Source organism: Bradyrhizobium sp. Rc3b (assembly GCF_900114915.1).
Classification (GTDB): Bacteria; Pseudomonadota; Alphaproteobacteria; order Rhizobiales; family Xanthobacteraceae; genus Bradyrhizobium.
The window spans coordinates 104,044-127,870 of sequence record NZ_FOUS01000010.1 but is presented as its reverse complement, the minus strand read 5'-3'; the positions used below and the strand labels follow the sequence as shown (position 1 = coordinate 127,870).

The window sequence follows — 23,827 nt, the reverse complement described above, 5'->3', positions numbered from 1 at the left end:
CCTTGCTAGCCGACCGGACAGGAAAATGCACGCACGCGCTGACGCTGCCGACACGGCGCCGAATTGGCCCGATGATATTTTCGCGACCTTGCAACGCTTCGATGTCAGGCAGGTACCTTACGTGCCGGATGCCGGCCATTCCAAGTTGATCCAGCGCGTGCTGGCATCGTCCACGATGCGCGGCATTCCGCTCACGACGGAAGAGGAGGGCGTGGCGCTTCTCGCCGGCGCCTGGGCCGGCGGACAGCGCGGCGTCCTGCTGATGCAGTCGAGCGGCGTCGGCAATTGCATCAACATGCTGTCGCTGATCCCGATCCTGCGCTTCCCGTTCCTGACGCTGGTGACCATGCGCGGCGAGTGGGGCGAGTTCAATCCGTGGCAGGTGCCGATGGGCTCGACCACGCAGGGCGTGTTCGAGCTGTCGGGTGTCCAGGTGCTGCGGGCCTCCAGCGCGGCCGAGGTGCCGGCCGTGCTCGAAGCCGCTGCGTCGCAAGCCTACAACGCGCTCACCCCCACCGCTGTCCTTCTGTCGCAGCGCCTGATCGGCGCCAAGGTTTTCACCAAATGAGCAAGGCTAATCTCCTCGATCGCCGCCAGGTGGTGTCCACGCTGCTCGCGGACCGCAAGGACGTCGTCGCGATCGGCGGCCTTGGGGCCTCCACCAACGACATGTGCGCGGCCGGCGACCACCCCCGCAATTTCTACCTCTGGGGCGGCATGGGCGGCGCCGCGATGATCGGGCTGGGGCTCGCCCTGGCGCAGCCAAAACTGCCGGTATTGGTCATCACCGGCGACGGCGAGATGCTGATGGGCATGGGCAGCCTGGCCACCATCGGGCTGCAGAAGCCGTCCAACCTCTCGATCGCAGTGCTCGACAACGAGGCCTATGGCGAAACGGGCGGCCAGACCAGCCACACCTCCGCTGCCGCCGATCTCGTTGGCGTCGCCAAGGCCTGCGGCATCGGGGATAGCCGGGCCATCACGACCATGGCCGAGGTCGAGGCCTTTGCCAAAGCCGTCCACGACGTCTCTGCGGGGCCGCGCTTTGCCAATATGAAGATCGACAGCGCCAGCCTTGAGCGGATTTTGCCAAGCCGGGACGGGACTTACATCCTCAACCGGATCCGCGGCGACCTCGGCTTCCAGCCAATCTAGGGCGGGCCTGTCCATTCCCACCGGCGCCCAGGTCCTGCACGGAAGCCGTGCAGGCAGGGCCAATTTCCACTGAATTAACGACGCACTCAGGTTGCGATGCAACATAGTGCTTGACTTTTTGCGTGGGTGAGTGCTTACTCACTAGCATGAGCTCATTGCGTATGACGAGCGACCTGAGGCGTCAATTGATCCTCGGAGCCGCGAAACGCTGCTTTGCCCGACATGGTTATACCGGCACCACGACCAAGAGCGTGGCGGCCGCCGCTGCCATTTCCGAGGCGTTGCTGTTCAAGCATTTCCCGTCCAAGGCGGCGCTCTACGCCGAAATCCTCAGCGACGAATGCGAGGCCGACCCGGCGCTCACCGAGCTTCTCGAGCGGGAGCCTTCGACCGCCACGCTGGTCGAAGTGATCCGCGGCATGGTCGAGCATTTCCTGCACATCGCTGATGGTCCCGATCAGGAAGAGGCCCAGCGCCTGCGACTGATGGCCACGAGCCATTTGGATGATGGCGAATTCGCCCGTTTGCTGTATGCCAAGATCGAGACGCTGATCGGGGCGATCTTCGTCTCCTCGCTCGAACGTGCCGTTGCCGCCGGGGACGCACGGCCATGCAGCGGCAATCCACTCAACCTGTTCTGGTTTGCGCATCACTCGGTGATGACTGCGGCGCTGACCAGGCTGCCGGCCACGCCTTGCCTCGCTTACGGCAAGGCTGAAGACCTCGAGCGGCAGCTGTGTGAGTTTCTCCTGAGGGGTATCGGACTTAACGACGCCGCAATTGCTTCGCATCTGGGCCACAATCAGGCCGCGGATGCCGGCAAGGCGGCGATTGCAGAGAGTGCATGACATGAACATCGTAACCGAACACAAGATTTCGGGCGAACCGATCGACAGCAAGGCTCCCAAGCGTCCGGTCCGGCCGGTGCTCTGGTTCATCATCGTCGGCACGCTCCTGGCGGTGCTGGTCGGCGGCCTCGTCTGGTTCAATTATTTCCGCGGCCAGATGATCAAGCAGTTCTTCGCCAACAACAAGCCGCCGCCGACCGCGGTCAGCGCGGCGGAGGCCAAGTCCGAGGTGGTGCCGAACCTGCTCACCGCGGTCGGCGGCCTCGTCGCCGTGCACCAGGTCGACGTCAGTGCCGACGTCAACGGCCGCGTCACCGAGATCAAGTTCGCGCCGGGCACGCGCGTCGAAGCCGGCACGCCGCTGGTCCAGCTGTTCGACGCGCCGGAGCAGGGCGACCTTGCCAATTACAAGGCCCAGGCGACCGTCGCGCAGCTGTCGCTTGATCGTGCCAAGCAGCTGGCCGCGCGCCAGTTCGGTCCGCAGGCGACCGTCGATACCGCGCAGGCCGCCTACGACCAGGCGCAGGCCGGCATCGCCAAGACCGAGGCGCTGATCTCGCAGAAGCTGGTGCGCGCACCGTTCTCCGGCGATCTCGGCGTCCGCAAGGTCGAGGTCGGTCAGTATCTGACGGCGGGTACGGCGATCGTGTCGTTGACCGATCTGTCGGAGCTGTGGGCCAACTTCACCGTGACGGAAAAGGATTCCGGCAGCCTCAAGGTCGGCCAGACTGTCAAGTTGAAGGTCGATGCCTATCCGGGCCGTATCTTCGAAGGCAAGATCACCACGATCGAACCGCAAATCTCGACCGACACCCGCAACATCCGCGTGCAGGCGACGATCGCCAATCCGGAGAAGATCCTGAAGCCCGGCATGTTCGTGACCACCACGGTGGTGCTGCCGGACAAGCCGGCCGTGATCACCGTTCCGGAGACGGCGGTCGACTACACGCTGTACGGCGACTCGGTGTTCGTGATCACCGAGAAGAAGGAAGAAGACGGCAAGACCAGCCTGTCCGCGGTGCGCACCTTTGTGCAGACCGGCAACCGGGTCGAAGGTCGCGTCGAAATCATCAAGGGCGTGAAGGCGGGCGACAAGGTCGTTGCCGTCGGCCAGCTCAAGCTGCAATCGGGCGCGGCGGTGTCGATTTCGACCGACCCGGCTCCGCAGATCCCGGCGCAGCCGCCGCGCTACTGACCCTCTGCATTCAAGTGATCCGGCTCGGCCGGATCACTTTTCTTGAGACATATAAATCGAGATCGCCGCGATGCGCTTTACCGATATTTTCATCAAACGCCCGGTTCTGTCGGTCGTTGTCAGTCTGCTGATCCTGCTGATCGGGCTGCGCGCGGCGATGGTGCTGCCGATCCGGCAATATCCGAAGCTGTCGAACACGGTCATCAACATCACGACCGTCTATCCGGGCGCGTCCGCGGATCTGATCCAGGGTTTCATCACCACGCCGATCGAGCAGGCGGTCGCGTCCGCCGAGGGCGTCGACTACATCACCTCGTCCTCGGTGCTCGGCACCTCGACGATCCAGGTCTACATCAAGCTGAACTTCGATCCGAACCAGGCTCTCACCGAGGTGCTGGCGAAGACGAATTCGGTCAAATACCTGATCCCGAAGGAATCCAACGACCCGATCGTCACCAAGACCACGGGCCAGACTACGGCCGTGATGTATCTCGGCTTCTCGTCCGAGGAGCTCTCGGGCTCGGCGATCTCGGATTATCTGACGCGCGTGGTGCAGCCGGTGCTGTCGACCGTCGACGGCGTGGCTTCCGCCGACATTCTCGGCGGCCAGACCTTCGCGATGCGGCTGTGGCTCGATCCCGAGAAGATGGCCGGCCGCAACGTGTCGCCGGCTGACGTCGCTGCGGCGATCACCGCCAACAACTTTCAGTCCGCGGCGGGCCAGACCAAGGGCTATCTCATCGTCTCGAACGTCTCGACGAACACGGGCCTGACCGACGTCAACCAGTTCAAGAAGATGATCGTCAAGGCCAAGGACGGCGGCTTCGTGCGGATGGAGGACATCGGCACCGTCGAGCTTGCCGCCCAAAGCACGGATGCAAGCGTCGCCTTCAACGGCGAGCACGCGATCTTCATCGGCGTGCAGGCAACCCCGCAGGGCAACCCGCTGACGCTGGTCAAGGGCGTGCGCGCGCTGTTCCCCGAGCTCGAGCGCAATCTGCCGCCATCGATGAAGATGAAGGTCGCCTACGACTCGACCAAGTTCATCCAATCCTCGATCGACGAGGTGGAGAAGACGCTCGGCGAAGCCGTGATCATCGTGATCGTGGTGATCTTCCTGTTCCTGGCGTCGCTGCGGTCGGTCATCATTCCCGTCGTCACGATTCCCTTGTCGATGATCGGCGTCTGCACCCTGATGCTGGCGCTGGGATTCAGCTTCAACCTTCTGACGCTGCTCGCGATGGTGCTGGCGATCGGCCTCGTGGTCGACGACGCTATCGTCGTGGTGGAGAACATCCATCGCCATCTGGAGGAGGGCAAGACGCCGGTCCAGGCCTCGCTGCAAGGCGCGCGTGAAATCGTCGGCCCGGTCATCTCGATGACCATCACGCTCGCCGCGGTGTACGCGCCGATCGGCTTCCTTGGCGGCCTCACCGGATCGCTGTTCCGCGAATTCGCCTTCACGCTGGCGGGCTCGGTGATCGTGTCGGGCGTGATCGCGCTGACATTGTCGCCGATGATGTGCTCGGTGCTGCTGAAGAACACCGAAGAGGGCCGCTTCGCCAAGGCCGTCAACAAGGTGTTCGGTGCGCTGACGCGCTGGTACGGCCGCAGGCTCGACCGCTCGCTCGACTACAAGGCGATCACGGGCCTGTTCGCGGTGACGATCCTCGGACTCGTCGGCTTCCTCTACATGCACACGTCGAAGGAGCTGGCGCCTGAGGAAGACCAGGGCATCGTGTTCGCGGTGACCAAAGCGCCGAAATACGCCAACATCGACTATGTCGATTTCTACGGCGACAAGCTCGACCACGAATTTTCGAAATTCCCCGAGACCGATCTGCGTTTCGTGCTGAACGGCATCAACGGCCCGCAGGGCGGCATCGCCGGCATGCTGCTCAAGCCCTGGGAGGAGCGCAAGCGCTCGTCGATCCAGTTGAAGCCGCTGGTGCAGGCCGAGCTCTCCAAGATCGAGGGCGTGCAGGCCTTCGCATTCAACCTGCCGCCGCTGCCGGGCGGGCCGGGCGGTCTTCCGGTGCAGATGGTGATCAATTCCACCGCCGGGTTCCAGACGGTCTATGAGCAGATGGAGAAGCTGAAGGACGCTGCGCGCAAGAGCGGCATGTTCATCGTCTCCGACAGCGATCTTGCCTACAACCAGCCGAACGTGAAGGTCACGATCGACCGCACCAAGGCGCAGGATCTCGGCGTCAATATGCAGAACCTCGGCGCCACGCTCGCGGTCCTGCTGGGTGGCAACTACGTCAATCGCTTCAATCTGGAGGGCCGGTCCTACCAGGTGATCCCGCAGGTTCCGCGCGCCAAGCGGCTGTCGCCGGAATCGCTCGGTGGCTTCTATGTGACGACCAACACCGGCCAGCAGCTTCCGCTGTCGACGGTGGTGTCGATCGAGACCAAGACCGATCCAAACTCGCTGACGCACTACAATCAGCTCAATTCGGCGACGTTCTCGGCCGTGCCGATGCCCGGCGTGACCGTCGGTGCGGCGGTCGACTTCCTCGAAAGCGAGGCCAAGAAGCTGCCGCAAGGCTTCAGCCACGACTATCTCGCGGACTCCAGGCAGTACGTGCAGGAAGGCAATCAGCTTGCGATCACCTTCGGCTTCGCGCTCATCATCATCTTCCTGGTGCTGGCCGCGCAGTTCGAGAGCTTGCGTGACCCGTTGGTGATCATGATCTCGGTGCCGATGGCGATCGTCGGTGCGCTGATTCCGCTGTTCTTCGGCGTGGCGACCATGAACATCTACACCCAGGTCGGTCTGCTCACCTTGGTCGGCCTGATCACCAAGCACGGCATCCTGATGGTGGAGTTCGCCAACGAGCTCCAGGTCAACGAGCGGCTCGACCGCCGCTCGGCCATCGAAATGTCGGCCCGCATCCGCCTGCGGCCGATCCTGATGACGACGGCCGCGATGGTGACCGGACTGATCCCGCTCCTGACTGCGACCGGCGCGGGCGCGGCCAGCCGCTTCTCGATCGGCCTGGTCGTCGTGGCCGGCATGTCGATCGGCACGCTGTTCACGCTGTTCGTGCTGCCCGCGGTCTATGTGGTGCTGGCAACCGACCATCGCGCGGCCGCCGATTCCGAGCGGAACAAGCAGGTCAATGAGCTCGACCTTGGCTCCAAGGCCCTGCGGCCGACCTGACGCCGCAAGCTAGCAAGCGAACGAGGGCGGCAGCGGCGGGTCCGCTGCCACCCTTTTTGTTGCGTCCGGGCGCCGGGCTCACTGGATGGGGCCTTATCCCGCGCTTGCGAAAGACAAGGTCCCGTCTTCTTGCTAGGTTCCGGGTGATGAGCCTTTCTCTCCATCCCGACACCCCGCAAGCCAGGACGCTGCCGAGCGCGGCCTCGGATGGCGTCGCTGCCGGCGCGGGTGCGGGGCGGGGGATCAGGACCCGGCTGTTCACCAAATATGTCGCGCTGTTCGTGGCTGTCGTCGCCATCGCGCTGCTGGCCAACGGCCTGTTCGAGGTCTTCTTCTATTATCGCGAGCACAAGGCTTCGCTGATCCGGGTCCAGCATGAGCAGGCCGAGGCGGCCGCAGCCAAGATCGGCCAATTCGTCAAGGAAATCGAGAACCAGCTCGGATGGACGACGCAACTGCCGTGGTCGGCGGGCTCGACCGAGCAGCGCCGGTTCGACGCGCTGCGGCTGCTGCGCCAGGTGCCCGGGATCACCGAGCTTGCCCAGGTGGATTCGACCGGCAAGGAACGGTTGCGGGTCTCGCGGCTGGCGATGGATGCGATCGAGAGCGGGATCGACCTGTCCAATGATCCGAAGTTCACCGAGGCGGTAGCGCACAAGGTCTATTACGGTCCGGTCTATTTCCGCCGGGAGTCTGAGCCCTACATGACGCTGGCGCTGGCCGGCGCGCGCAGGGATGCAGGTGTCAGTATTGCCGAGGTCAATCTCAAGCTGATCTGGGACGTGGTCTCGCAGATCAAGGTCGGCCAGCACGGGCATGCCTATGTCGTCGGCCCGGAAGGGCGCCTGATCGCGCACCCCGATATCAGTCTCGTGCTGCGCAACACCGACATGTCCGGCCTCGCACAGGTGCGCGCCGCGCAGGCGGCCGGCGGCACCATGCCGGACGCGCTCGAGGAAGCGCGCAACATCCAGGGCCAGAAGGTCCTGACCGCATCGGCACCAATCGAGCCGTTGCACTGGACCATGTTCGTCGAGCTGCCGGTCGAGGAGGCCTATGCGTCGCTCTACGCCTCGCTGCAGCGGCTTGCGATCGTGCTGCTCGGGGCGTCGATCTTCGCGGTGCTTGCGGGGGTATTCCTTGCGCGCCGCATGGTCGGGCCGATCCAGGCCCTGCGCAGCGGTGCGGAACGGATCGGCGGTGGCGACTTCTCCCAGCGCATCTCGATCCGGACGGGCGACGAGCTCGAAGGGCTCGCCGACCAGTTCAACGACATGGGCGCGCGCTTGCAGGAATCCTATGCCGACCTCGAAAACAAGGTCGAGCAGCGCACTGCGGAACTGCGGGAATCGCTGGAACAGCAGACCGCAACGTCCGAAGTGTTGGAAGTGATCAGCTCCTCGCCGGGCGAGCTGGAGCCGGTGTTTCGCAAAATGCTGGAGAATGCCACGCGCGTGTGCGGCGCATCCTTTGGAACGATGAATTTTTGGGACGGCGAAGAGTTCAATCTGGCTGCGGACTACAACCTTCCATCCGAGTTCTCTGATTTCAGGCGACGCACACCGATGCGTCCTTATCCCGGCACCTCGCTTGAAACTGTCGTCAAGACACGCAAGTCTTCGCAGGTTCCCGATCTTAGGGAGAGCCCGGCTTACCTGGCTCGCGTTCCCAATGTCATTCCGATGGTGGAGGTTGCCGGAGCCCGCACGCTCATGGTCGTTCCCATGCTTAAGGAAGATCAATTGATCGGCGCGATTACGATCTTTCGAAAGGAGGTACGGCTCTTCACGGACAAGCAGATCGCGCTGGTCGAAAACTTCACCAGGCAAGCGGTCATCGCCATCGAGAACACGCGGCTGCTTCGAGAGTTGCGTGAGCGCACCGAGGCACTGTCCCAATCCCTGAGCGAGCTGCGCGCCGCCCAGGATCGCCTGATCCAGACCGAGAAGCTTGCCTCGCTCGGCCAGCTCACCGCCGGCATCGCCCACGAGATCAAGAACCCGCTCAACTTCGTCAACAATTTCTCCGCTCTCTCGACGGAGCTGATCGATGAGCTCAACGAGGCGCTGCAATCGGCTGCGCTCGACGGCAAGACCAGGGAGGAGGTCGACGAGCTGACCCGCATGCTGAGGAGCAATCTCGAGAAGGTGGTGCAGCACGGCAAGCGCGCCGATTCCATCGTCAGGAACATGCTGCTGCATTCGCGCGAGGGTTCCGGCGAGCATCGGGCCGTCGACATCAATGCGATCGTCGAGGAGAGCCTCAATCTCGCCTATCATGGCGCGCGCGCCGAACGGCCGTCCTTCAACGTTACGCTCCAGCGCACGTTCGATCCCGCTGCCGGTATGGTCGACATCTATCCGCAGGAGATCACGCGCGTCTTGCTCAACCTGATCTCGAACGGCTTCTATGCCACGGCCAAGCGCAAGGAGAGCGCGGGTGAGACCTTCGAGCCGAGTTTGAGCGCAGCAACAAAAGACCTTGGTGGCAGGGTCGAGATCCGGATTCGTGACAATGGCACGGGAATTCCGCCCGAGGTGAAGGAGAAGATGTTCAATCCCTTCTTCACCACCAAGCCGGCCGGCGAGGGCACTGGGCTCGGCCTCTCCATGAGCCATGACATCGTCGTGAAGCAGCACGGTGGCACCATCGACGTGAACACCACACAAGGTGTATTCACCGAGTTCATCATCACCCTGCCGCGCACGATGGCGGCGGACGGCACTTCCGGAGGCAAGTCGTGAACGTTTACATCCTGGTCGTCGACGACGAGCCCGACGTCGAGGCGCTGTTCCGGCAGCAATTCCGGCGCGAGCTGCGCGCCGGCCGCTTCCAGATGGAGTTCGCCTCCTCGGCGCCCGATGCGCTCAAGCGGGCCGCCGAGGTTCGCGATCCCTCGCTGATCCTGATCCTGTCCGACATCAACATGCCCGGCATGAGCGGGCTCGACATGCTGCCGAAGGTGCGTGCCGCGCATCCGGACGTCCCCGTCATCATGATCACGGCCTATGGCGACGCCGAGACGCGGCGAAAGGCGATCGAGCGCGGCGCCGTCGGGCTTCTCACCAAGCCGATCGACTTTGCCTTGCTGCGACAGGAGATCGACACGAGGCTCGAGCAAGCCGCATGAGCGCGACCATCCTCTTCGTCGACGACGAGCCGGATCTCGAAGCGCTGGTCCTGCAAAAGTTTCGCAGGCAGATCCGCGACGGACAGGTCGCCATCATATTCGCCCGCGACGGTATCGAGGCGCTGGCCTCGCTCGAGCAGAACCCGCAGGTCGACATGGTGGTCTCCGATATCAACATGCCCAGGATGGATGGCCTCTCGCTGCTCGCGAAACTCCAGGAGGCCGAGGACAAGAAGTCGACCATCATCGTCTCGGCCTATGGCGACATGAGCAATATCCGCACCGCAATGAACCGCGGCGCGTTCGACTTCCTGACCAAGCCGATCGACTTCGCCGATCTGGAAGCCACCATCGAGAAGACCATCCGCCATATCGAGATGCTGCGCGAGGTGCGGCGGCGCCAGATGGAAGCCGAGCGCGCCCATGCCGCGCTATCGCGTCATTTCTCGCCCGAGCTTGCCAAGCGTCTGGCCGCCAGCGGCGACGGCGAGGGCATCGAAGTGCAGTGGCGCGATGTCGCCACCATCTTCACCGATATTACCGGCTTCACCTCATTGGTCGAGAGCGCGCCGCCCGAGACGTTGGGCAAGTTGCTTAACGAGTATGTCGGCGGCATGACCGAAATCGTCTTCGCCCATGAGGGCACGGTCGCAAAGATCATCGGCGATGCGATCCAGGTGCTCTTCAACGCGCCCGGCGATCAGCCGGATTATGCCACGCGTGCGGTCGCCTGCGCCCATGAGCTCGATGCCTGGGCGCAGGACTTTCGCGCGCGCCAGAGCGCCATGGGCGTGACCTTCGGTGCCACCCGCATCGGCATTCACGCCGGTCCCGCGCTGGTCGGCAATTTCGGCGGCAACCGCTTCTTCGATTACACCGCGTATGGGGACTCCATCAACATCGCGGCGCGGCTGGAGGCCGCCAACAAGCATCTGGGCACCCGCATTTGCGTCAGCGCCAGCGTCGCCGAGGCGGCGGAGAATTTTCAAGGCCGCCCCGTGGGGGAGCTGATGCTGCGCGGACGCAGCGAGCCGTTGCGCGCGTTCGAGCCGCTGCCACCGGGCAAGTTCGAAGCGCCGGAAACGGCGCTGTATTCGGAGGCTTTCGCCAAGATGGAGGCCGGTGATGCCGCGGCCATGCCGGCCTTTGCCGCGCTGGTCGGCATGCACGCCGACGATTCCCTGGCCGGCTTTCACCTGAGGCGCCTGCTCAACGGCGCCAAGGGCATTCGCATGCAACTGGAATAGGAGTTCGCCATGGTTCGTGAGTTCTCTGCCGGCAATTACCGCTTCATTCCGTCCGTGTTCCAGTATTCGGCGGGGGTCGCCGCGGACGACGGCTATGAAATCGAACGCGTCCGCTTCGATCGTCTGGTCCCGCTCGCGGAAGGGTTTGCACTGGCGGCAAGATTCATTCAGGAGGCAGGACGGCCGCTGACGGCATTCTGCGCCTGCGAGCTGCGTTCACCGGCAGCCTTCAGCGAAGAGGGCTTTCGCGCGTTCAACCTGCACTATGTGAAGACGCTGTCCGAATGGAGCATCTTCGACGGCACCACCAATCCGGTGGCGCGCAGCAATGTCTGTCCCGAGATCGATCCGCCGTCAGAGCCGTCGTTCTACGCGTTCTCGTTCACGCGTCCGACCCGCTCGAAAGCGCCGTCCTTCGTGATATCAGGCGGCGCTGAGGCGCGCGAGGGCAGCGGCACCTATGTCGAGCGCACCGTGCGCTATCGCGACCTCAGCCCGGAGGGGCTGCGGGAGAAGGTGCGCTTCACGACGACGTCGCAGATGGAAAACCGCATGGCGGCCTTCGGCTTCGGCTGGAGCGACACCACCGCGGTGCAGGCCTACTCCGTGCACGACTTCCACCACGCACTCGCCGACGAACTGGTCCGCCGCGGCGCGCTGCGCTCCGGCCTGACCTGGTATTTCGCCCGCCCTCCGGTAGTCGATCTCGAATACGAGATGGATTGCCGTCGGGTATTGCGGGAAGTGGTGATCTAGAGTTTCTGACGGCAACGCTCTCTCCGTTCCCTCCCCCCTTGTGGGGGAGGGGCAGGGAGGGGGGCCACACGGGGATTCCCTCCGTGGCGCAGCCGTTCTCCGCGCGCAATCAACCGGCACCTTTTCCTGGTTACCCCTCTCCCTAGCCCTCCCCCACAAGGGGGGAGGGAACGCACCTCCGCTGGAGGTGCTAGCTGAGTTTCCTCTGATCGGACCTCAGCGCTGCCGCGGATCGAGCGCGTCGCGCAGGCCGTCGCCGAGCAGGTTCAGCGACAGCACCACGAGAAAGATCGCAAGGCCCGGCCAGATCGCCATCCACGGCGCCTGGGTCAGGAAGCGTTGCGCGGCATTGAGCATGCTGCCCCAGGACGGCGCCGGCGGCTGCTGGCCGAGGCCGAGAAACGATAGCGCGGCTTCGGCGATGATGGCGGCGGCGATCGAGAGCGTCGCCTGCACCAGCAGCGCGGGCAGGATGTTCGGCAGGATATGCGACAGCGCGATCCGCCACGGCGGGTTGCCGAGCGCGCGCGCGGCCTCGACATAGTCCTCGGCCTTGACGACGAGCACCTGGCCGCGGGTCAGGCGGATGAAGATCGGGGTTGCGGAGATGCCGATCGCGATCATGGCATTGCCGAGGCTCGGCCCGAGGAACGCCGCCAGCGCGATCGCCAGGATCAGGAACGGGCAGGCCAGCATCGCATCCGTGATCCGGCTGATCAGCGCGTCGACGAAGCCGCCGCGATAGCCGGCGAGCAGGCCGAGCGGCACGCCGATGCCGAGCGCAATCGCAACCGAGATGAGGCCCGCGAGCAGCGAGGCGCGCGCGCCGTAGACGATCCGGCTGAAGATGTCGCGGCCGAGCTCGTCGGTGCCGAACCAATGCGCCGCGGTGGGCGGCTTGCGCACCAGGCTCCAGCTCGTCGCGATGGGATCATAGGGCACGATGAGCGGGGCCAGCACGGCGAGCACGATGAACATCGTGAGCACGGTGAGCCCGAATATCGCCGCCTTGCGCTTGAACAGCCGCCGGCGCGCGCGGTGGGCCGGGCTATCCAGCTCGTCGGCTTGCGTGAGAGGGCCCGGCAGCGCGGCGTCGGTCATGCTCTAGCCCCGCAGCCGCGGATTGACGAGGATATAGGCGATGTCGGCAACGAGATTCAGCGTGATGTAGATCGTGGCCGTCACCAGCACGACGCCTTGCACGACGGCGTAGTCGCGGTTGAAGACGGCGTCCACGATCAGCTTACCGAAGCCGGGGATGGAGAAGATCTGCTCGGTCAGGACTGCGCCTGACAATAGCGTGCCGAGCTCGAGTGCGCCGAGCGTGATGACGGGCGTCAGCGCATTGCGCATCGCGTGCTTCAGGATCACCGAGCGCTCCAACAGTCCCTTGGCCCGGGCAGTTCGGACGTAGTCGCTTTCCAGCACCTGCAGCATGGCGCTGCGGGTATGCCGCATCAGGACCGCGGCAATCGCGTTGCCGAGCACGAAAGCCGGCATGATGGTGGCCGCCAGGCTCGCGCGCCAGTTCTCGGTGAGCGGCACGTAGCCGGAAGCCGGCAGCCAGCCGAGCTCGATCGAGAACAGGAAGATCAGCATGATCCCGAGCCAGAAGTTCGGCGTGGAGATGCCCCATAGCGCAAACAGGTTCGCGCCGTAATCCCAGGCCGAGCCTTTCTTCACGGCTGCGACGATGCCGGCGGGGATGCCGATCAGGAACGCGATCACGATCGCCATCGCGCCAAGCTGCAGCGTCACCGGTAGCTTCTGAGCGATTAGCTCGCGCACCGGCATCTTGTTGCGCAGCGACTCGCCGAAATCGCCAGAGAGTACGCCCTTGATCCAGTAGGCGTACTGCACCGGGACCGGCTGATCGAGCCGGTACTGGTGGCGGATCTGTTCGATCACGGCCGGGTCGCGCTCTTCGCCCGCCATCACCAGCGCGGGATCGCCCGGCAGCAATTGCTGCAGCGAGAAGATCAGTACTGAGACGAAGAACAGCGTCGGCACGATCTGCGCGAGGCGGCGGGCGAGGAAGTTCAGCATTCTGGCGGCGTCACTTCAGCTTGAGCCCGATCACGCGCACGAGGCCGTCGGGCATCTGCTTGTAGCCTTCGAGCTTGGTCGTGTGCGCGATGATGATGCGGCGGTGGTAGAGGTACAGCAGCGGCTCCTCGTCCTGGACCAGCTTGGCCAGGGTCTCATAGCTGGCCTTGCGCTTGGCGGGATCGGTGACCGATCGGGCGTCCTCCAGTGCCTTGTCGGCCTGCGGGTTGTTCCACGCGCCGTAATTCTGCGGCGCACCGCTGTGCAGGAATACAAAGGTGTTGCCGTCGGGATCGACGCGCCCGCTCCAGGCCAGCATATAGGCCTGGTAATCGCCAGACTCCGCCTGCTTCAGCCCGGTCGCGAATTCGGTGAGGCGGATCTTCATGTCGAACCCGGCCTCGGCCGCCATCGACTGGATGACCTGCGCCGGCGTCTCGGTCTCCGCGCCCTTCGGCACCAGGAAATCGACGCTGACCGGCGGTGTCACGCCGGCCTCCTTCAGCAATGCCTTGGCCTTCTCGACGTTGCGGGGACGGACCGGAAGGGATTTCTGATAGTAGGGATGATCAGGATTGACCCATTGATTGCCGACCTGAAACTCGCCATTGAACACGACCTGATTAATCGCCTCGCGGTCGATCGCGAGGTCGAGCGCCTGCCGCACCTTGGCGGACTGGCTGAGCGGCCCCTTGGCCTTGTCCTTGCCGATGTTGAGCGTGACGCCCTGATAGCCAAGCTCGATCGCGGTCGCGACCTTCAGCCGTGAATCCGCGCGGACTTCCTTCAGGTCGGTGGCGAGCACGCGCTCGATCAAATCGAGGCCGCCGGATTTCAAGTTCGCAAGCCGCACCGTGGCATCGACGATCGGCTGGAACACGATCTTGTCGATGAAGACGTTGTCCTTGTTCCAATAGTCCGCGAATTTCTCGAACACGATGCGGTCCTGCTGCACGCGCTCGACGAATTTATAAGGGCCGGCGCAGACCGGACGCAGGCCGAACTTGTCGCCGGCTTCTTTCGCCGCCTTCGGCGACACCATCATCCCGGCGCGGTCGGTGAGCTGGGCCAGCAGCGGCGAGAACGGCGACTTCAGCACCAGCTTGACCGTGAGGGGATCGACGATTTCGATATGATCGACCGAGGCGAGCTCGGGCTTGCGGAACGAGCCGGGGAACGTCAGATGCCGCTCCAGCGAGAACTTTGCGGCTTCGGCGTCGAATGGCTCGCCGTCGTGGAATTTCACGCCCGGCCGGAGCTTGATGACCAGCGCCTTGCCGTCGTCGGCGGTCTCGCTCGACAGGGCGAGCTGCGGCACGATGTTGAGCTTCTCGTCGATGTCGAACAGCTTGTCGCAGAAGGCGGAGAACACGATGCGGCCGACATAGGTGCGCGCCATCGTGGGATCGAGGATATCAGGATCCTCGGCGAGGCCGATGCGCAGCGTGGTCTGGGCCTGCGCGGCTCCAAGCGACAGCAGGACAGCGGCGGCCGTTGCGGCCAGGCGAAACATCTTCATCGGACAATCCCCATTGCTTCGGCTACGTCGTTGTGGGCGCGGCGCCTTGTATACCAACCCCGGCAGGGCTCCCGCCTTCCGTCTTTCGGCTGAAGGCCGCGACCAATTTAGCAAGCGCCGGCGAAAACCCGCCGGCTGCCGGCAGGATGGCGTCGGCAGACGGCAGCTCCGCCGTGCGGTGACAGGCGGTGGCGTGGCCCGAGCCGTCAGCTAGAAGCGCCGGCGCCTCGTTGCGGCAGCGCTCGATCACGAACGGGCAGCGGGTGTGGAAGCGGCAGCCAGCGGGCGGATTGAGCGCGCTCGGGATCTCGCCCTCCAGCAGGACGGTCGCGCGCTTCGCCTTCGGCTGTGGCAGCGGGATCGCGGACAGCAGCGCTCGGCTATAGGGATGTCGGGGTGAGGCGAACAGCGCATCCGCCTCCGCCGTCTCGACGATCTGGCCGAGATTCATCACCGCGACGTGGTCGGCGATGTGCTTGACCACGGCGAGGTCGTGCGAGACGAAAATGTAGGCGAGGCCGAGCCGGTCCTGCAGCTCGCGCAGCAGATTGAGGATCTGCGAGCGGATCGAGACGTCGAGCGCCGAGACCGGCTCGTCGCAGATGATCAGCTTCGGCTCGACCGCGAGCGCGCGGGCGATGGCGATGCGCTGGCGCTGGCCGCCGGAGAATTCGTGCGGATAGCGCCGTGCCAGCCTCGGCTCCAGCCCGACCAGCCGCAAGATTTCCGCGACGCGCGCGCGCCGCTCTGCCGGCGGCACGAGATCGTGCAGCGCCAGCGGCTCGGTCAGGATCTGCCCGACGGTCATGCGCGGATTGAGCGAGGCGTAGGGGTCCTGAAAGATGATCTGCGCTTCGCGGCGGAAGGCGCGCAGCGCATTGGGATCAAGCGAGAGGAGATCGCGGCCGTCGAACCGGACCATACCCGCGTCCGGCTCGATCAGCCGCAGCACCAGGCGGCTTACGGTGGATTTGCCGCAACCGGATTCGCCGACGAGCGCCAGCGTCTTGCCGGCTTCGAGCGAGAAGGAGACGCCATCGACCGCCTTGACGTGCGCCAGCGCCCGGCCGAACAGCGAGCGCTCGGCGACGAAATGCTTGACCAGGCCCGTGACCTCGAGCAGCGCCATCACGACACCAGACGTTCGAGCGGCGCGCGGATGCAGCGCGAGAGGTGGCCGGGGCTGACTTCGATCAATGGCGGCGGTGCCTTGGTGCAGGCGTCCAGCACGAACGGGCAGCGCGCGGCGAAGCGGCAGCCTGCCGGCGGCTGCGCCATGTTCGGCACCATGCCCTCGATCGTCGCAAGCTGTTCGGCGCGATGGTCGAGCCGCGGGATCGAGCCGAGCAGGCCGACGGTGTAGGGATGCTGCGGCGCCGAGAACAAGTCGTCCACCGGCGCGCGCTCGACGATCTCGCCGGCATACATCACAGCGACCTCGTCGCAGACCTCGGCGACCACGCCGAGATCGTGCGTGATCAGGATGATCGCGGCGCCGCTTGCCGCTTTCAACTCCCGCATCAGCTCCAGGATTTGCGCCTGCAAGGTGACGTCGAGCGCGGTCGTCGGCTCGTCCGCGATCAGCAGGCGCGGATCGCAGGCCAGCGCCATCGCGATCATCACGCGCTGGCGCATGCCGCCGGAGAGCTTGTGCGGATATTCGTCGATCCGCCGCTCGGGCGAGGGGATGTGGACGCGGCGCAGCAGCTCGATCGCCCGCTCGCGCGCGCTTTTCCGCGAGCCGCCGCGGTGGCGCAAAATGGTCTCGATGATCTGGTCGCCGATGGTGAAGCTCGGATTGAGCGAGGTCATCGGCTCCTGGAAGATCATCGCGAGCCGGTTGCCGCGCAGATTGCGCAGGGTCTGGTCCGGCGTCCGCAGGAGGTCGAGGCCGTCGAAGCGGATCGCGCCCGATATCTCCGCACTTTGCTTCGGCAACAGGCCCATGATCGCCAGCGACGTCACGCTCTTGCCGCAACCGGATTCGCCGACGAGGCCGAGCGTCGCGCCGTTGGCGACACTGAGGTCGACACTGTCGACCGCGTGGGTGATGCGGCCGTCGTCGCCGTGGAAACGGATGCGGAGGTCCCTGATCTCGATGAGGGGGCTCGCGCTCATGATTGCCTTGCACGCGCTGCTTGGATGCTGGCGTCGATGACGCTGCGATCGGTATTGCCGGCCGGGTTCTGCCGCGTCGGCATGGATGTGCGAAAATGCACCCATAGCTCGTGGCTGACCTGCTCGAGCCGTTCGAGCTCACTGATCGGATCGGGATGGTCGTCGGCGCGAATGTCCAGTGCCGGCCATTCCTCCTCGCCATGGATCAAGAGCGCGGCGGACTGCTTGCCGCGCTTGTCGCCGCCGGCAGCTTCCCCTGCTCGCATCGCGGCGAGCAGGCGGCGCGGGAAGGACAGGCTGTCGTTGGCGATATAGGTCTTCGCGGTCTCGTCGAGCACGTCGGCGCCAGCCAGCATGTTGCCGGCGATGGAGAACCCGCTGCCTGCGATGTGCCCGCACCAGTCGACGCAGTCGCGCCCGGTATGGGCGGCGATCTCGCCGCTCGCATCCATGATGTGGATCTGACGGCTCTCGCGGCCATCGTCGGTCGCGAGCAGCGCGGCCAGCACGTCGTGCGCATTGAGGCCCTGCCGCAGCAGCTTGAGGCCGTCGATGCCGTAATAGGGGTTGACGAAGGCCTGCGTCGCGATCGCGCCGAGGCCAGCCGCGATATAGGGCACGCGCGCGCCGACGGCGAAGAACCGGGTGGCAACCGCGATGCCGAGCTGGCCGGTAGCAGGGTCTCGCGCGATGATCGACCAGGTCATGTGCTGCCTTCAGCGTCCCGCGGCGTAACCTTGCATGCCGCGCGGATTGGCGGCGGCGCGCCGCCGCACGCCGACGCGCGAGGCCGCGGTGAGGCGGCCTTCGGACCAGTCGGGACCAACTTCCACGATGTGTCCGCGCTCACGAAGGTTCTCGATCGTCGCCTTGGACACGCGGTTCTCGACCACGAGCACGCCGGGGCGGGCTGTACGCGGCCAGAACGAGATCGGGAAATGCTCGGAGTGCCAAGCCGGCGCGTCGATCGCCTCCTGGAGATTGAGATTGCAATGGACATGGCGCAGGAAGAACTGCGTGATCCACTGGTCCTGCTGGTCGCCGCCGGGCGAACCCCAGGCGAGGTACGGCTCGCCGTCGCGCAGTGCCATGGTCGGCGACAGTGTCGTGCGCGGCCGCTTGCCCGGCGCGAGCGAACCCGGTTGGTTCTCCTCCAAATCGAACATCTGCGCGCGGCTGCCGAGGCAGAAACCCAGCTCGGGAATGACAGGCGAGGATTGCAGCCAGCCCCCTGAAGGCGTCGAGGATACCATGTTGCCGGCTTTGTCGATGATGTCGAAATGCACGGTGTCGCCGTGCACCTCGCCGAAGCGCCCCACGGTTGGTTCACCGGCGCCGAGCGCGCCAACGGCCTCGCGTTGGCCTTCAGCGCGGCGCAGCTTGACGACGCCGCCAAAGCCCTCGATTGCGCCGGGCCGGAGATCGAGCGAAGCCTTCTCGGTAACCAGCTTGCGGCGTTCGTCGTTATAGGCGTCCGATAGCAGCGTCGCGATCGGGATCTCGCTGAACTTGGGGTCGCCGTAGAATTTTTCGCGATCGGCAAAGGCAAGTTTTGCGCATTCGATCTGGAGATGGATGAACTCCGGCCCGGTGGGATCGAGCCCGTCGAGGGCAAAGCCCTTCAGCAGCGCGAGCTGTTGCAGCGTCACCGGACCCTGGCTCCAGACTCCGGCCTTGCAGACGGTATAGCGGCCATAGTCGTAGGTGAGCGGCGCTTCGATCGTCGGTTGCCAGCGCGCCATGTCGTCGGCAGAGAGCACGCCGCGATGCGGCGAACCGCTGACATCCATCACCTCTTGCGTCCGGCAGAATTTGTCGATGGCTTCCGCGACGAAGCCTTGCGACCAGGCTTTGCGCGCGCGCTCGATTTCGGCATCACGGCCACCGCCGCCGCTCTCGGCTTCGCTGAGAATTCGTGCGTAGGTCGCGGCCAGCGTTTTGTTGGTAAAGAGCGTGCCGGGCTTCGGCACCTCGCCGTTCGGCAGGTAGACGGCGGCCGACGTTGGCCAATGCTTGCGGAATAATTGTTCGACGGTCTGGATCGTGGCGCAGGCGCGCTCCACCAGCGGGTAGCCGTCGCGCGCATAGGAGATTGCGGGCTCCAGCACGTCGCGCACGCGCATCGTACCGTAGTCGCGCAGCAGCATCATCCAGGATTCGAACGTGCCGGGGACGCAGGCCGCGAGCAGGCCGGTGCCGGGCACCATGTCGAGGCCTTCGCTCTTGTAATGCGCGATGGTGGCGCGCGCCGGGGCGGGGCCCTGGCCGCAGATCACCTCGGTGCGGCCGCGCTTCACGTCGTGCACGATGACAGGCACGTCGCCGCCGGGGCCGTTGAGATGCGGCTCGACCACCTGCAGCGTGAAGGCGGTGGCAACGCCGGCGTCGAAGGCATTGCCGCCCTTTTCCAGGATGGCCATGCCGACGGCGGTCGCGATCCAGTGGGTTGTGGCGACGACCCCGAACGTGCCCTCGATCTCGGGGCGGGTCGTGAAGGGATCGGGATTGACATTGCTGGCCATGGATTACCTCATTTGCGGCGCGCGCAATTGATCACAGGCGATGCCGCGCCGCCAATGCGCTGCCAGCATGGCACGCGCGCGTCACGCCGGGACCGGCGCGGTGTTGACGGCGTGGCAGGCGACGCCGTCAATCAGTTCCGGCGTCTCCTTGCGGCAGAGATCGAACGCCAGCGGGCAGCGCGGATTGAAGGTGCAGCCGGGCGGCGGATTGATCGGGTTCGGGATCTCGCCCTTCACCGGAATGCGTTGGCGGCCGCTCATGGCGAGGTCGGGCACGGCACCCAGCAGCATCTTGGTGTAGGGCATACGCGGACGGGCGAACAGCTCGCGTCCTTCCGCGATCTCGACGATGCGGCCGAGATACATCACGCCGACGCGGCTCGCCATGTGGCGGACCACGGCAAGGTTGTGGCTGATGAACATGTAGGTCAGACCGAACTTGTCCTGCAGGTCGCGCATCAGGTTCAGGATCTGCGCCTGCACGGAGACGTCGAGCGCCGAAGTCGGCTCGTCGCAGACGATGAACTCGGCATCCGATGCGAGCGCCCGGGCGATCGCGATGCGCTGGCGCTGGCCGCCGGAGAATTCGTGCGGAAATTTCAACCGATCGTCGGGATGCAGGCCGACCAGGCTGAGCAGCTCGCCGACGCGCGCCTGGATGTCGCGCTCACCCTGGATCAGGTCGAAGGCGCGGATCGGCTCGGAGATGATGGCATCGACGCGGAAGCGCGGGTTCAGGCTCGCATAGGGATCCTGGAAGATCATCTGGATGCGGCGGCGCAGCTTTCGGCGCGCCGGCGCCTGCCGCGGATCGGTCATCGAGACGCCGTCGATCAAGACATCGCCGGAGCTCGGCGGCAGCAGGCCGACGACCATCCGCGCCACCGTGGTCTTGCCCGAGCCGGACTCGCCGACCAGCGCAAAGGTCTCGCCCTTCCTGATATCGAAGGTGACGTGATCGACCGCCTTGAGATATTCGAGATGGCCGCCTTCGAGCACGCGGTTGAGCCAGGGTTTCGAGACGTCGAACACCCGGCGCAGATTTGTAGCCTGGACGAAGGAAGCGCTCATGCCGCGCTCTCCGCCGGCACGCTGTCATAGAGATGGCAGGCGACCGATTGCGCACCGCGCGGCAGCGGCTCGGGTCGATCGACACGACAGCGATCGAACACGAACGCGCAGCGCGGGTTGAACGAGCAGCCGCGCGGGATCGCCGACAGCCGCGGCATCGAGCCAGGAATCTGCATGAGACGCTTGTCGTCGCCGGCCAGCGTCGGGATCGCGCCCATCAAGCCCTTGGCATAGGGATGCAGCGGATTCTTCACGACATCCTGCACCGGACCGATCTCGGCGACACGGCCGGCATACATCACGGCGACGCGGTCGGAGGTCTCCGCGATCACGCCCATGTCGTGCGTCACCAGCATCACGGCGGTGCCGTGGTCGCGGCCGAGCCGCTTGATCAGCGAGATGATCTGCGCCTGCACGGAAACGTCGAGCGCGGTGGTCGGCTCGTCCGCGATGATCAGCTCGGGCTCGGCGCAGATTGCGAGCGCAATCACGACGCGCTGGCGCATGCCGCCGGAGAATTCGTGCGGGTAGCCGTCGATGCGCTTTTCCGGCGCGGGAATGCCGACCTCGGCAAGCAGGTCGATGGCGCGGCGGCGGGCGGCCGTCTCGGAGAGATTCAGGTGGGTTCGGATCGTCTCGATGATCTGGTCGCCGACCCGATAGAGCGGATTGAGCGAGGTGAGGGGGTCCTGGAAAATCATGCCGATCCGTTTGCCACGGATGCGGCGCATCTCCTCGGGCGGCAGATTGTCGATGCGCAGGCCGGCGAGATGAATCTCGCCGCCGGCGATGCGGCCCGGCGGGTCGATCAGGCCGATCACGGCGAGGCCGGTGACGGATTTGCCGGCGCCGGATTCGCCGACAACGCCCAGCACTTCGCCCTTGGCGATGTCGAAGGAGACGCCGTCGATGGCGCGCAGCGTGCCGCGGCGGGAGGCGAACTCCACCTGAAGGTTGCGGACGGAGAGGATGGGCTCGGTCATGAGTGAGGCGCTCTTGTCGAGGTTTTGCTCATCGGAGCTTCGGGTTGAGCGCATCGCGCAGCCAGTCGCCGAGCAGGTTGATCGACAGGATCAGCCCGGCCAGGGCGAGGCCGGGGAATGCAACGATCCACCATTCGCCCGCGAACAGATAATTGTTGCCGATGCGGATCAGCGTGCCCAGCGAGGGCATGGTGTCGGGCAGGCCGACACCGAGGAAGGACAGCGTCGCCTCGGTGATGATGGCCAGCGCGAGGTTGATGGTGGCGATGACCAGGATCGGGCCCATCGTGTTCGGCAGCACGTGCCGCAGCATGATCTTGGGCGCGGGCAGGCCGATCAGCTGCGCGGCGGCCACGTAATCCTTGTTTTTCTCGACCATCACGGAGCCGCGCACCGTCCTTGCATACCCGACCCAGAAACTCAGGCCGATCGAGATCACCAGCACCACCAGCATGCTGGTGGCATCCAGGCGGTTGCCGAGGATGGATTTCGCGATGCCATTGACCAGCAGCGCGATCAGAATGGCGGGAAAGGTCAGTTGCACGTCGGCGATCCGCATGATCACGCCATCGACCGCGCCGCCGAAATAGCCGGCGATCAGGCCGAGTGCGATGCCGAGCGCGCCGGCGAAGATCACACCGGCCACGCCGACGGCGAGCGAGATGCGCATCCCGTAGAGAATGGCGGAGAACACGTCGCGACCCTGCTCGTCGGTCCCGAGCAGGAACGGGCTTTGGCCATCGGCGGTCCAGAGCGGCGAGATGCGCGAGTTCATCAACTGGAGCTGCGCAGGATCGAACGGGTTCTGCACCGCGAGCGCGGATGCAAAGATCGCGAGCAGGAAAAGCAGCACGGTAATGGCCGCTGCCACCATGGTCAGCTTGGAGCGGCGGAACGAATAGAAGATGTCGCTGTCGAGGGCGCGGCTGAGCCAGCTGCGACCGGCATGCGCGGGCGGCGCGCTCTGCTTGTCGGAATTGGAGGCGACGGCGTCGGACATGCAGGGGCCTTATGTAGCGCGGCCGACGGTCGCGCGCAGGCGCGGATCGACCACGGTGTAGAGAATGTCAACCACCAGATTGATGGTGACGAAGATCAGCGAGACCATCAGCAGGTAGGCGGCCATGATCGGGATATCGACGTTTTGCACGGCCTGCACGAACAGGAGTCCCATGCCCGGCCATTGGAACACGGTTTCGGTGATGATCGAAAATGCAATAACCGAGCCAAACTGAAGGCCGGCGACGGTGATGACGGGGATGAGCGTGTTCTTCAGCGCGTGGCCGAAATGGATGGCGCGGGTAGTCAGCCCGCGGGCGCGGGCGAAACGGATATAGTCGGTTCGCAGCACTTCAAGCATTTCCGCACGCACCAGCCGCATGATCAGGGTCATCTGGAACAGGCCGAGCGTGATCGAGGGCATGATCAATGCCTTCAATCCCGACAGCGTGAGCAGACCCGTGCTCCACCAGCCGAGCTTGACCACCTCGCCGCGGCCGAACGAGGGCAACCAGCCCAATGTCACCGCGAACAGATAGATCAGGAGAATTCCGATCAGGAAAGTCGGCAATGAGATGCCGATCAGCGAAACCGCCTGGAATAATTTGGCGAGCATGGTGTCGCGCCTCAGCGCCGAATAGACGCCCATCAGAATGCCGAACACCATTGCAAACACGGTGGCGCAGATCGCAAGTTCCAGCGTGGCCGGCATACGTTCCATCAACAGGGTCGAGACCGGCTGGCGGAACTGGTAGGAGACGCCGAACTTGAATTGCGCGGCGTCGGCGAAATAACGCACGAACTGCACGGGCACGGGATCGTCCAGCCCGAGCGACTTGCGCACGGCTTCGCGTTCGGCCGCCGACGTGTCGATCGAGACGATCTGGTTGACGGGGTCGCCTGCGAAACGGAACATCGAGAAGGCGATGATGCCGACGGCGAACATGACGCCGATGGCCTGAACGGCGCGGCGAAGAGTGAAAGCGAGCATGCCTTCCACTATCCTTGGGTGTGCGTGCGGTCGACGTCTTTGTCAGCCGGAAAAGGAAAGGTCCCGGATGCCTGACGCCGC

20 protein-coding genes are annotated in these 23,827 nt (G+C 64.9%); 9 read left to right on the top strand and 11 right to left on the bottom strand.

The window, feature by feature from the left end:
• Positions 1-25: 25 nt before the first annotated feature.
• The 9 genes from BM190_RS23770 to cnbZ all read left to right on the top strand — a co-directional run bounded on the left by BM190_RS23770 (position 26) and on the right by cnbZ (position 11,497).
• On the top strand, positions 26-568 hold the full coding sequence (locus BM190_RS23770; protein ID WP_026201519.1) for a phosphonopyruvate decarboxylase: 543 nt from the start codon (positions 26-28) through the stop codon (positions 566-568).
• Positions 565-1,155 carry a thiamine pyrophosphate-dependent enzyme gene (locus BM190_RS23765; RefSeq protein WP_092259606.1) on the top strand — a complete coding sequence of 197 codons (591 nt, stop codon included), beginning with the start codon at positions 565-567 and terminating at the stop codon, positions 1,153-1,155. The genes BM190_RS23770 and BM190_RS23765 overlap by 4 nt, the downstream gene beginning before the upstream one ends.
• A 161-nt stretch (positions 1,156-1,316) precedes the next feature.
• The gene (locus BM190_RS23760) at positions 1,317-2,003 is read left to right on the top strand and encodes a TetR/AcrR family transcriptional regulator (protein WP_177237251.1); all 687 of its coding nucleotides are present in this window, start codon (positions 1,317-1,319) and stop codon (positions 2,001-2,003) included.
• Between the two features lies 1 nt (position 2,004).
• A complete protein-coding gene (locus BM190_RS23755) occupies positions 2,005-3,198 on the top strand; it encodes an efflux RND transporter periplasmic adaptor subunit (RefSeq protein ID WP_177237250.1) in 1,194 nt (397 codons plus the stop codon).
• 70 nt (positions 3,199-3,268) lie between these two features.
• Entirely contained in the window at positions 3,269-6,364 is a 3,096-nt protein-coding gene (locus BM190_RS23750; RefSeq protein WP_038972774.1) for a MexW/MexI family multidrug efflux RND transporter permease subunit, read from the top strand.
• Positions 6,365-6,510: 146 nt separating this feature from the next.
• A complete protein-coding gene (locus BM190_RS23745; protein WP_092259600.1) occupies positions 6,511-9,108 on the top strand; it encodes an ATP-binding protein in 2,598 nt (865 codons plus the stop codon).
• Positions 9,105-9,494 carry a response regulator gene (locus BM190_RS23740; protein WP_018315558.1) on the top strand — a complete coding sequence of 130 codons (390 nt, stop codon included), beginning with the start codon at positions 9,105-9,107 and terminating at the stop codon, positions 9,492-9,494. Before BM190_RS23745 ends, BM190_RS23740 begins: the two co-directional genes overlap by 4 nt.
• Positions 9,491-10,741, top strand: coding sequence for an adenylate/guanylate cyclase domain-containing protein (locus BM190_RS23735; RefSeq protein WP_092259598.1), 1,251 nt, complete (start codon positions 9,491-9,493; stop codon positions 10,739-10,741). The genes BM190_RS23740 and BM190_RS23735 overlap by 4 nt, the downstream gene beginning before the upstream one ends.
• 9 nt (positions 10,742-10,750) lie before the next feature.
• On the top strand, positions 10,751-11,497 hold the full coding sequence (cnbZ, locus tag BM190_RS23730; RefSeq protein WP_092259597.1) for a 2-amino-5-chloromuconate deaminase CnbZ: 747 nt from the start codon (positions 10,751-10,753) through the stop codon (positions 11,495-11,497).
• A 216-nt stretch (positions 11,498-11,713) separates the two neighbouring features.
• Here cnbZ and BM190_RS23725 read toward each other — a convergent pair whose 3' ends face one another.
• The 11 genes from BM190_RS23725 to BM190_RS23675 all read right to left on the bottom strand — a co-directional run bounded on the left by BM190_RS23725 (position 11,714) and on the right by BM190_RS23675 (position 23,746).
• Positions 11,714-12,598 (bottom strand): ABC transporter permease, encoded by an 885-nt coding sequence (locus tag BM190_RS23725; protein WP_092259595.1) that lies wholly within the window; start codon positions 12,596-12,598, stop codon positions 11,714-11,716.
• Between the two features lie 3 nt (positions 12,599-12,601).
• Positions 12,602-13,543 (bottom strand): ABC transporter permease, encoded by a 942-nt coding sequence (locus BM190_RS23720; protein WP_092259593.1) that lies wholly within the window; start codon positions 13,541-13,543, stop codon positions 12,602-12,604.
• 10 nt (positions 13,544-13,553) lie between these two features.
• Positions 13,554-15,062 (bottom strand): ABC transporter substrate-binding protein, encoded by a 1,509-nt coding sequence (locus BM190_RS23715; RefSeq protein ID WP_092259591.1) that lies wholly within the window; start codon positions 15,060-15,062, stop codon positions 13,554-13,556.
• A gap of 22 nt (positions 15,063-15,084) precedes the next feature.
• Positions 15,085-16,191 (bottom strand): ABC transporter ATP-binding protein, encoded by a 1,107-nt coding sequence (locus tag BM190_RS23710; RefSeq protein ID WP_092259589.1) that lies wholly within the window; start codon positions 16,189-16,191, stop codon positions 15,085-15,087.
• Positions 16,191-17,180, bottom strand: a complete 990-nt coding sequence (locus tag BM190_RS23705) for an ABC transporter ATP-binding protein (RefSeq protein ID WP_018315565.1) — start codon at positions 17,178-17,180, stop codon at positions 16,191-16,193. Before BM190_RS23705 ends, BM190_RS23710 begins: the two co-directional genes overlap by 1 nt.
• On the bottom strand, positions 17,177-17,887 hold the full coding sequence (locus BM190_RS23700; protein WP_092259587.1) for a DUF1028 domain-containing protein: 711 nt from the start codon (positions 17,885-17,887) through the stop codon (positions 17,177-17,179). The genes BM190_RS23705 and BM190_RS23700 overlap by 4 nt, the downstream gene beginning before the upstream one ends.
• A 9-nt stretch (positions 17,888-17,896) precedes the next feature.
• Positions 17,897-19,702: a gamma-glutamyltransferase family protein gene (locus BM190_RS23695; protein WP_092259585.1), complete on the bottom strand. Its 1,806-nt coding sequence runs from the start codon at positions 19,700-19,702 to the stop codon at positions 17,897-17,899.
• An 81-nt stretch (positions 19,703-19,783) separates the two neighbouring features.
• Positions 19,784-20,773 (bottom strand): ABC transporter ATP-binding protein, encoded by a 990-nt coding sequence (locus tag BM190_RS23690; protein WP_092259583.1) that lies wholly within the window; start codon positions 20,771-20,773, stop codon positions 19,784-19,786.
• Positions 20,770-21,756: an ABC transporter ATP-binding protein gene (locus BM190_RS23685; RefSeq protein WP_092259959.1), complete on the bottom strand. Its 987-nt coding sequence runs from the start codon at positions 21,754-21,756 to the stop codon at positions 20,770-20,772. The genes BM190_RS23690 and BM190_RS23685 overlap by 4 nt, the downstream gene beginning before the upstream one ends.
• 28 nt (positions 21,757-21,784) lie before the next feature.
• Positions 21,785-22,756 (bottom strand): ABC transporter permease, encoded by a 972-nt coding sequence (locus tag BM190_RS23680; protein ID WP_028143436.1) that lies wholly within the window; start codon positions 22,754-22,756, stop codon positions 21,785-21,787.
• 9 nt (positions 22,757-22,765) lie between these two features.
• Complete coding sequence (locus BM190_RS23675; RefSeq protein ID WP_092259581.1) at positions 22,766-23,746, bottom strand: ABC transporter permease; 981 nt, start codon at positions 23,744-23,746, stop codon at positions 22,766-22,768.
• Positions 23,747-23,827: the final 81 nt, after the last annotated feature.

Excerpts from the sequence above, each read along its gene's own strand:
- BM190_RS23770 (WP_026201519.1), top strand. The coding sequence starts at position 26 with ATGCACGCACGCGCTGACGCTGCCGACACGGCGCCGAATTGGCCCGAT.
- BM190_RS23765 (WP_092259606.1), top strand. The coding sequence starts at position 565 with ATGAGCAAGGCTAATCTCCTCGATCGCCGCCAGGTGGTGTCCACGCTG.
- BM190_RS23760 (WP_177237251.1), top strand. The coding sequence starts at position 1,317 with ATGACGAGCGACCTGAGGCGTCAATTGATCCTCGGAGCCGCGAAACGC.
- BM190_RS23755 (WP_177237250.1), top strand. The coding sequence starts at position 2,005 with ATGAACATCGTAACCGAACACAAGATTTCGGGCGAACCGATCGACAGC.
- BM190_RS23750 (WP_038972774.1), top strand. The coding sequence starts at position 3,269 with ATGCGCTTTACCGATATTTTCATCAAACGCCCGGTTCTGTCGGTCGTT.
- BM190_RS23745 (WP_092259600.1), top strand. The coding sequence starts at position 6,511 with ATGAGCCTTTCTCTCCATCCCGACACCCCGCAAGCCAGGACGCTGCCG.
- BM190_RS23735 (WP_092259598.1), top strand. The coding sequence starts at position 9,491 with ATGAGCGCGACCATCCTCTTCGTCGACGACGAGCCGGATCTCGAAGCG.
- cnbZ (WP_092259597.1), top strand. The coding sequence starts at position 10,751 with ATGGTTCGTGAGTTCTCTGCCGGCAATTACCGCTTCATTCCGTCCGTG.
- BM190_RS23725 (WP_092259595.1), bottom strand. The coding sequence starts at position 12,598 with ATGACCGACGCCGCGCTGCCGGGCCCTCTCACGCAAGCCGACGAGCTG.
- BM190_RS23720 (WP_092259593.1), bottom strand. The coding sequence starts at position 13,543 with ATGCTGAACTTCCTCGCCCGCCGCCTCGCGCAGATCGTGCCGACGCTG.
- BM190_RS23715 (WP_092259591.1), bottom strand. The coding sequence starts at position 15,062 with ATGAAGATGTTTCGCCTGGCCGCAACGGCCGCCGCTGTCCTGCTGTCG.
- BM190_RS23710 (WP_092259589.1), bottom strand. The coding sequence starts at position 16,191 with ATGGCGCTGCTCGAGGTCACGGGCCTGGTCAAGCATTTCGTCGCCGAG.
- BM190_RS23705 (WP_018315565.1), bottom strand. The coding sequence starts at position 17,180 with ATGAGCGCGAGCCCCCTCATCGAGATCAGGGACCTCCGCATCCGTTTC.
- BM190_RS23700 (WP_092259587.1), bottom strand. The coding sequence starts at position 17,887 with ATGACCTGGTCGATCATCGCGCGAGACCCTGCTACCGGCCAGCTCGGC.
- BM190_RS23695 (WP_092259585.1), bottom strand. The coding sequence starts at position 19,702 with ATGGCCAGCAATGTCAATCCCGATCCCTTCACGACCCGCCCCGAGATC.
- BM190_RS23690 (WP_092259583.1), bottom strand. The coding sequence starts at position 20,773 with ATGAGCGCTTCCTTCGTCCAGGCTACAAATCTGCGCCGGGTGTTCGAC.
- BM190_RS23685 (WP_092259959.1), bottom strand. The coding sequence starts at position 21,756 with ATGACCGAGCCCATCCTCTCCGTCCGCAACCTTCAGGTGGAGTTCGCC.
- BM190_RS23680 (WP_028143436.1), bottom strand. The coding sequence starts at position 22,756 with ATGTCCGACGCCGTCGCCTCCAATTCCGACAAGCAGAGCGCGCCGCCC.
- BM190_RS23675 (WP_092259581.1), bottom strand. The coding sequence starts at position 23,746 with ATGCTCGCTTTCACTCTTCGCCGCGCCGTTCAGGCCATCGGCGTCATG.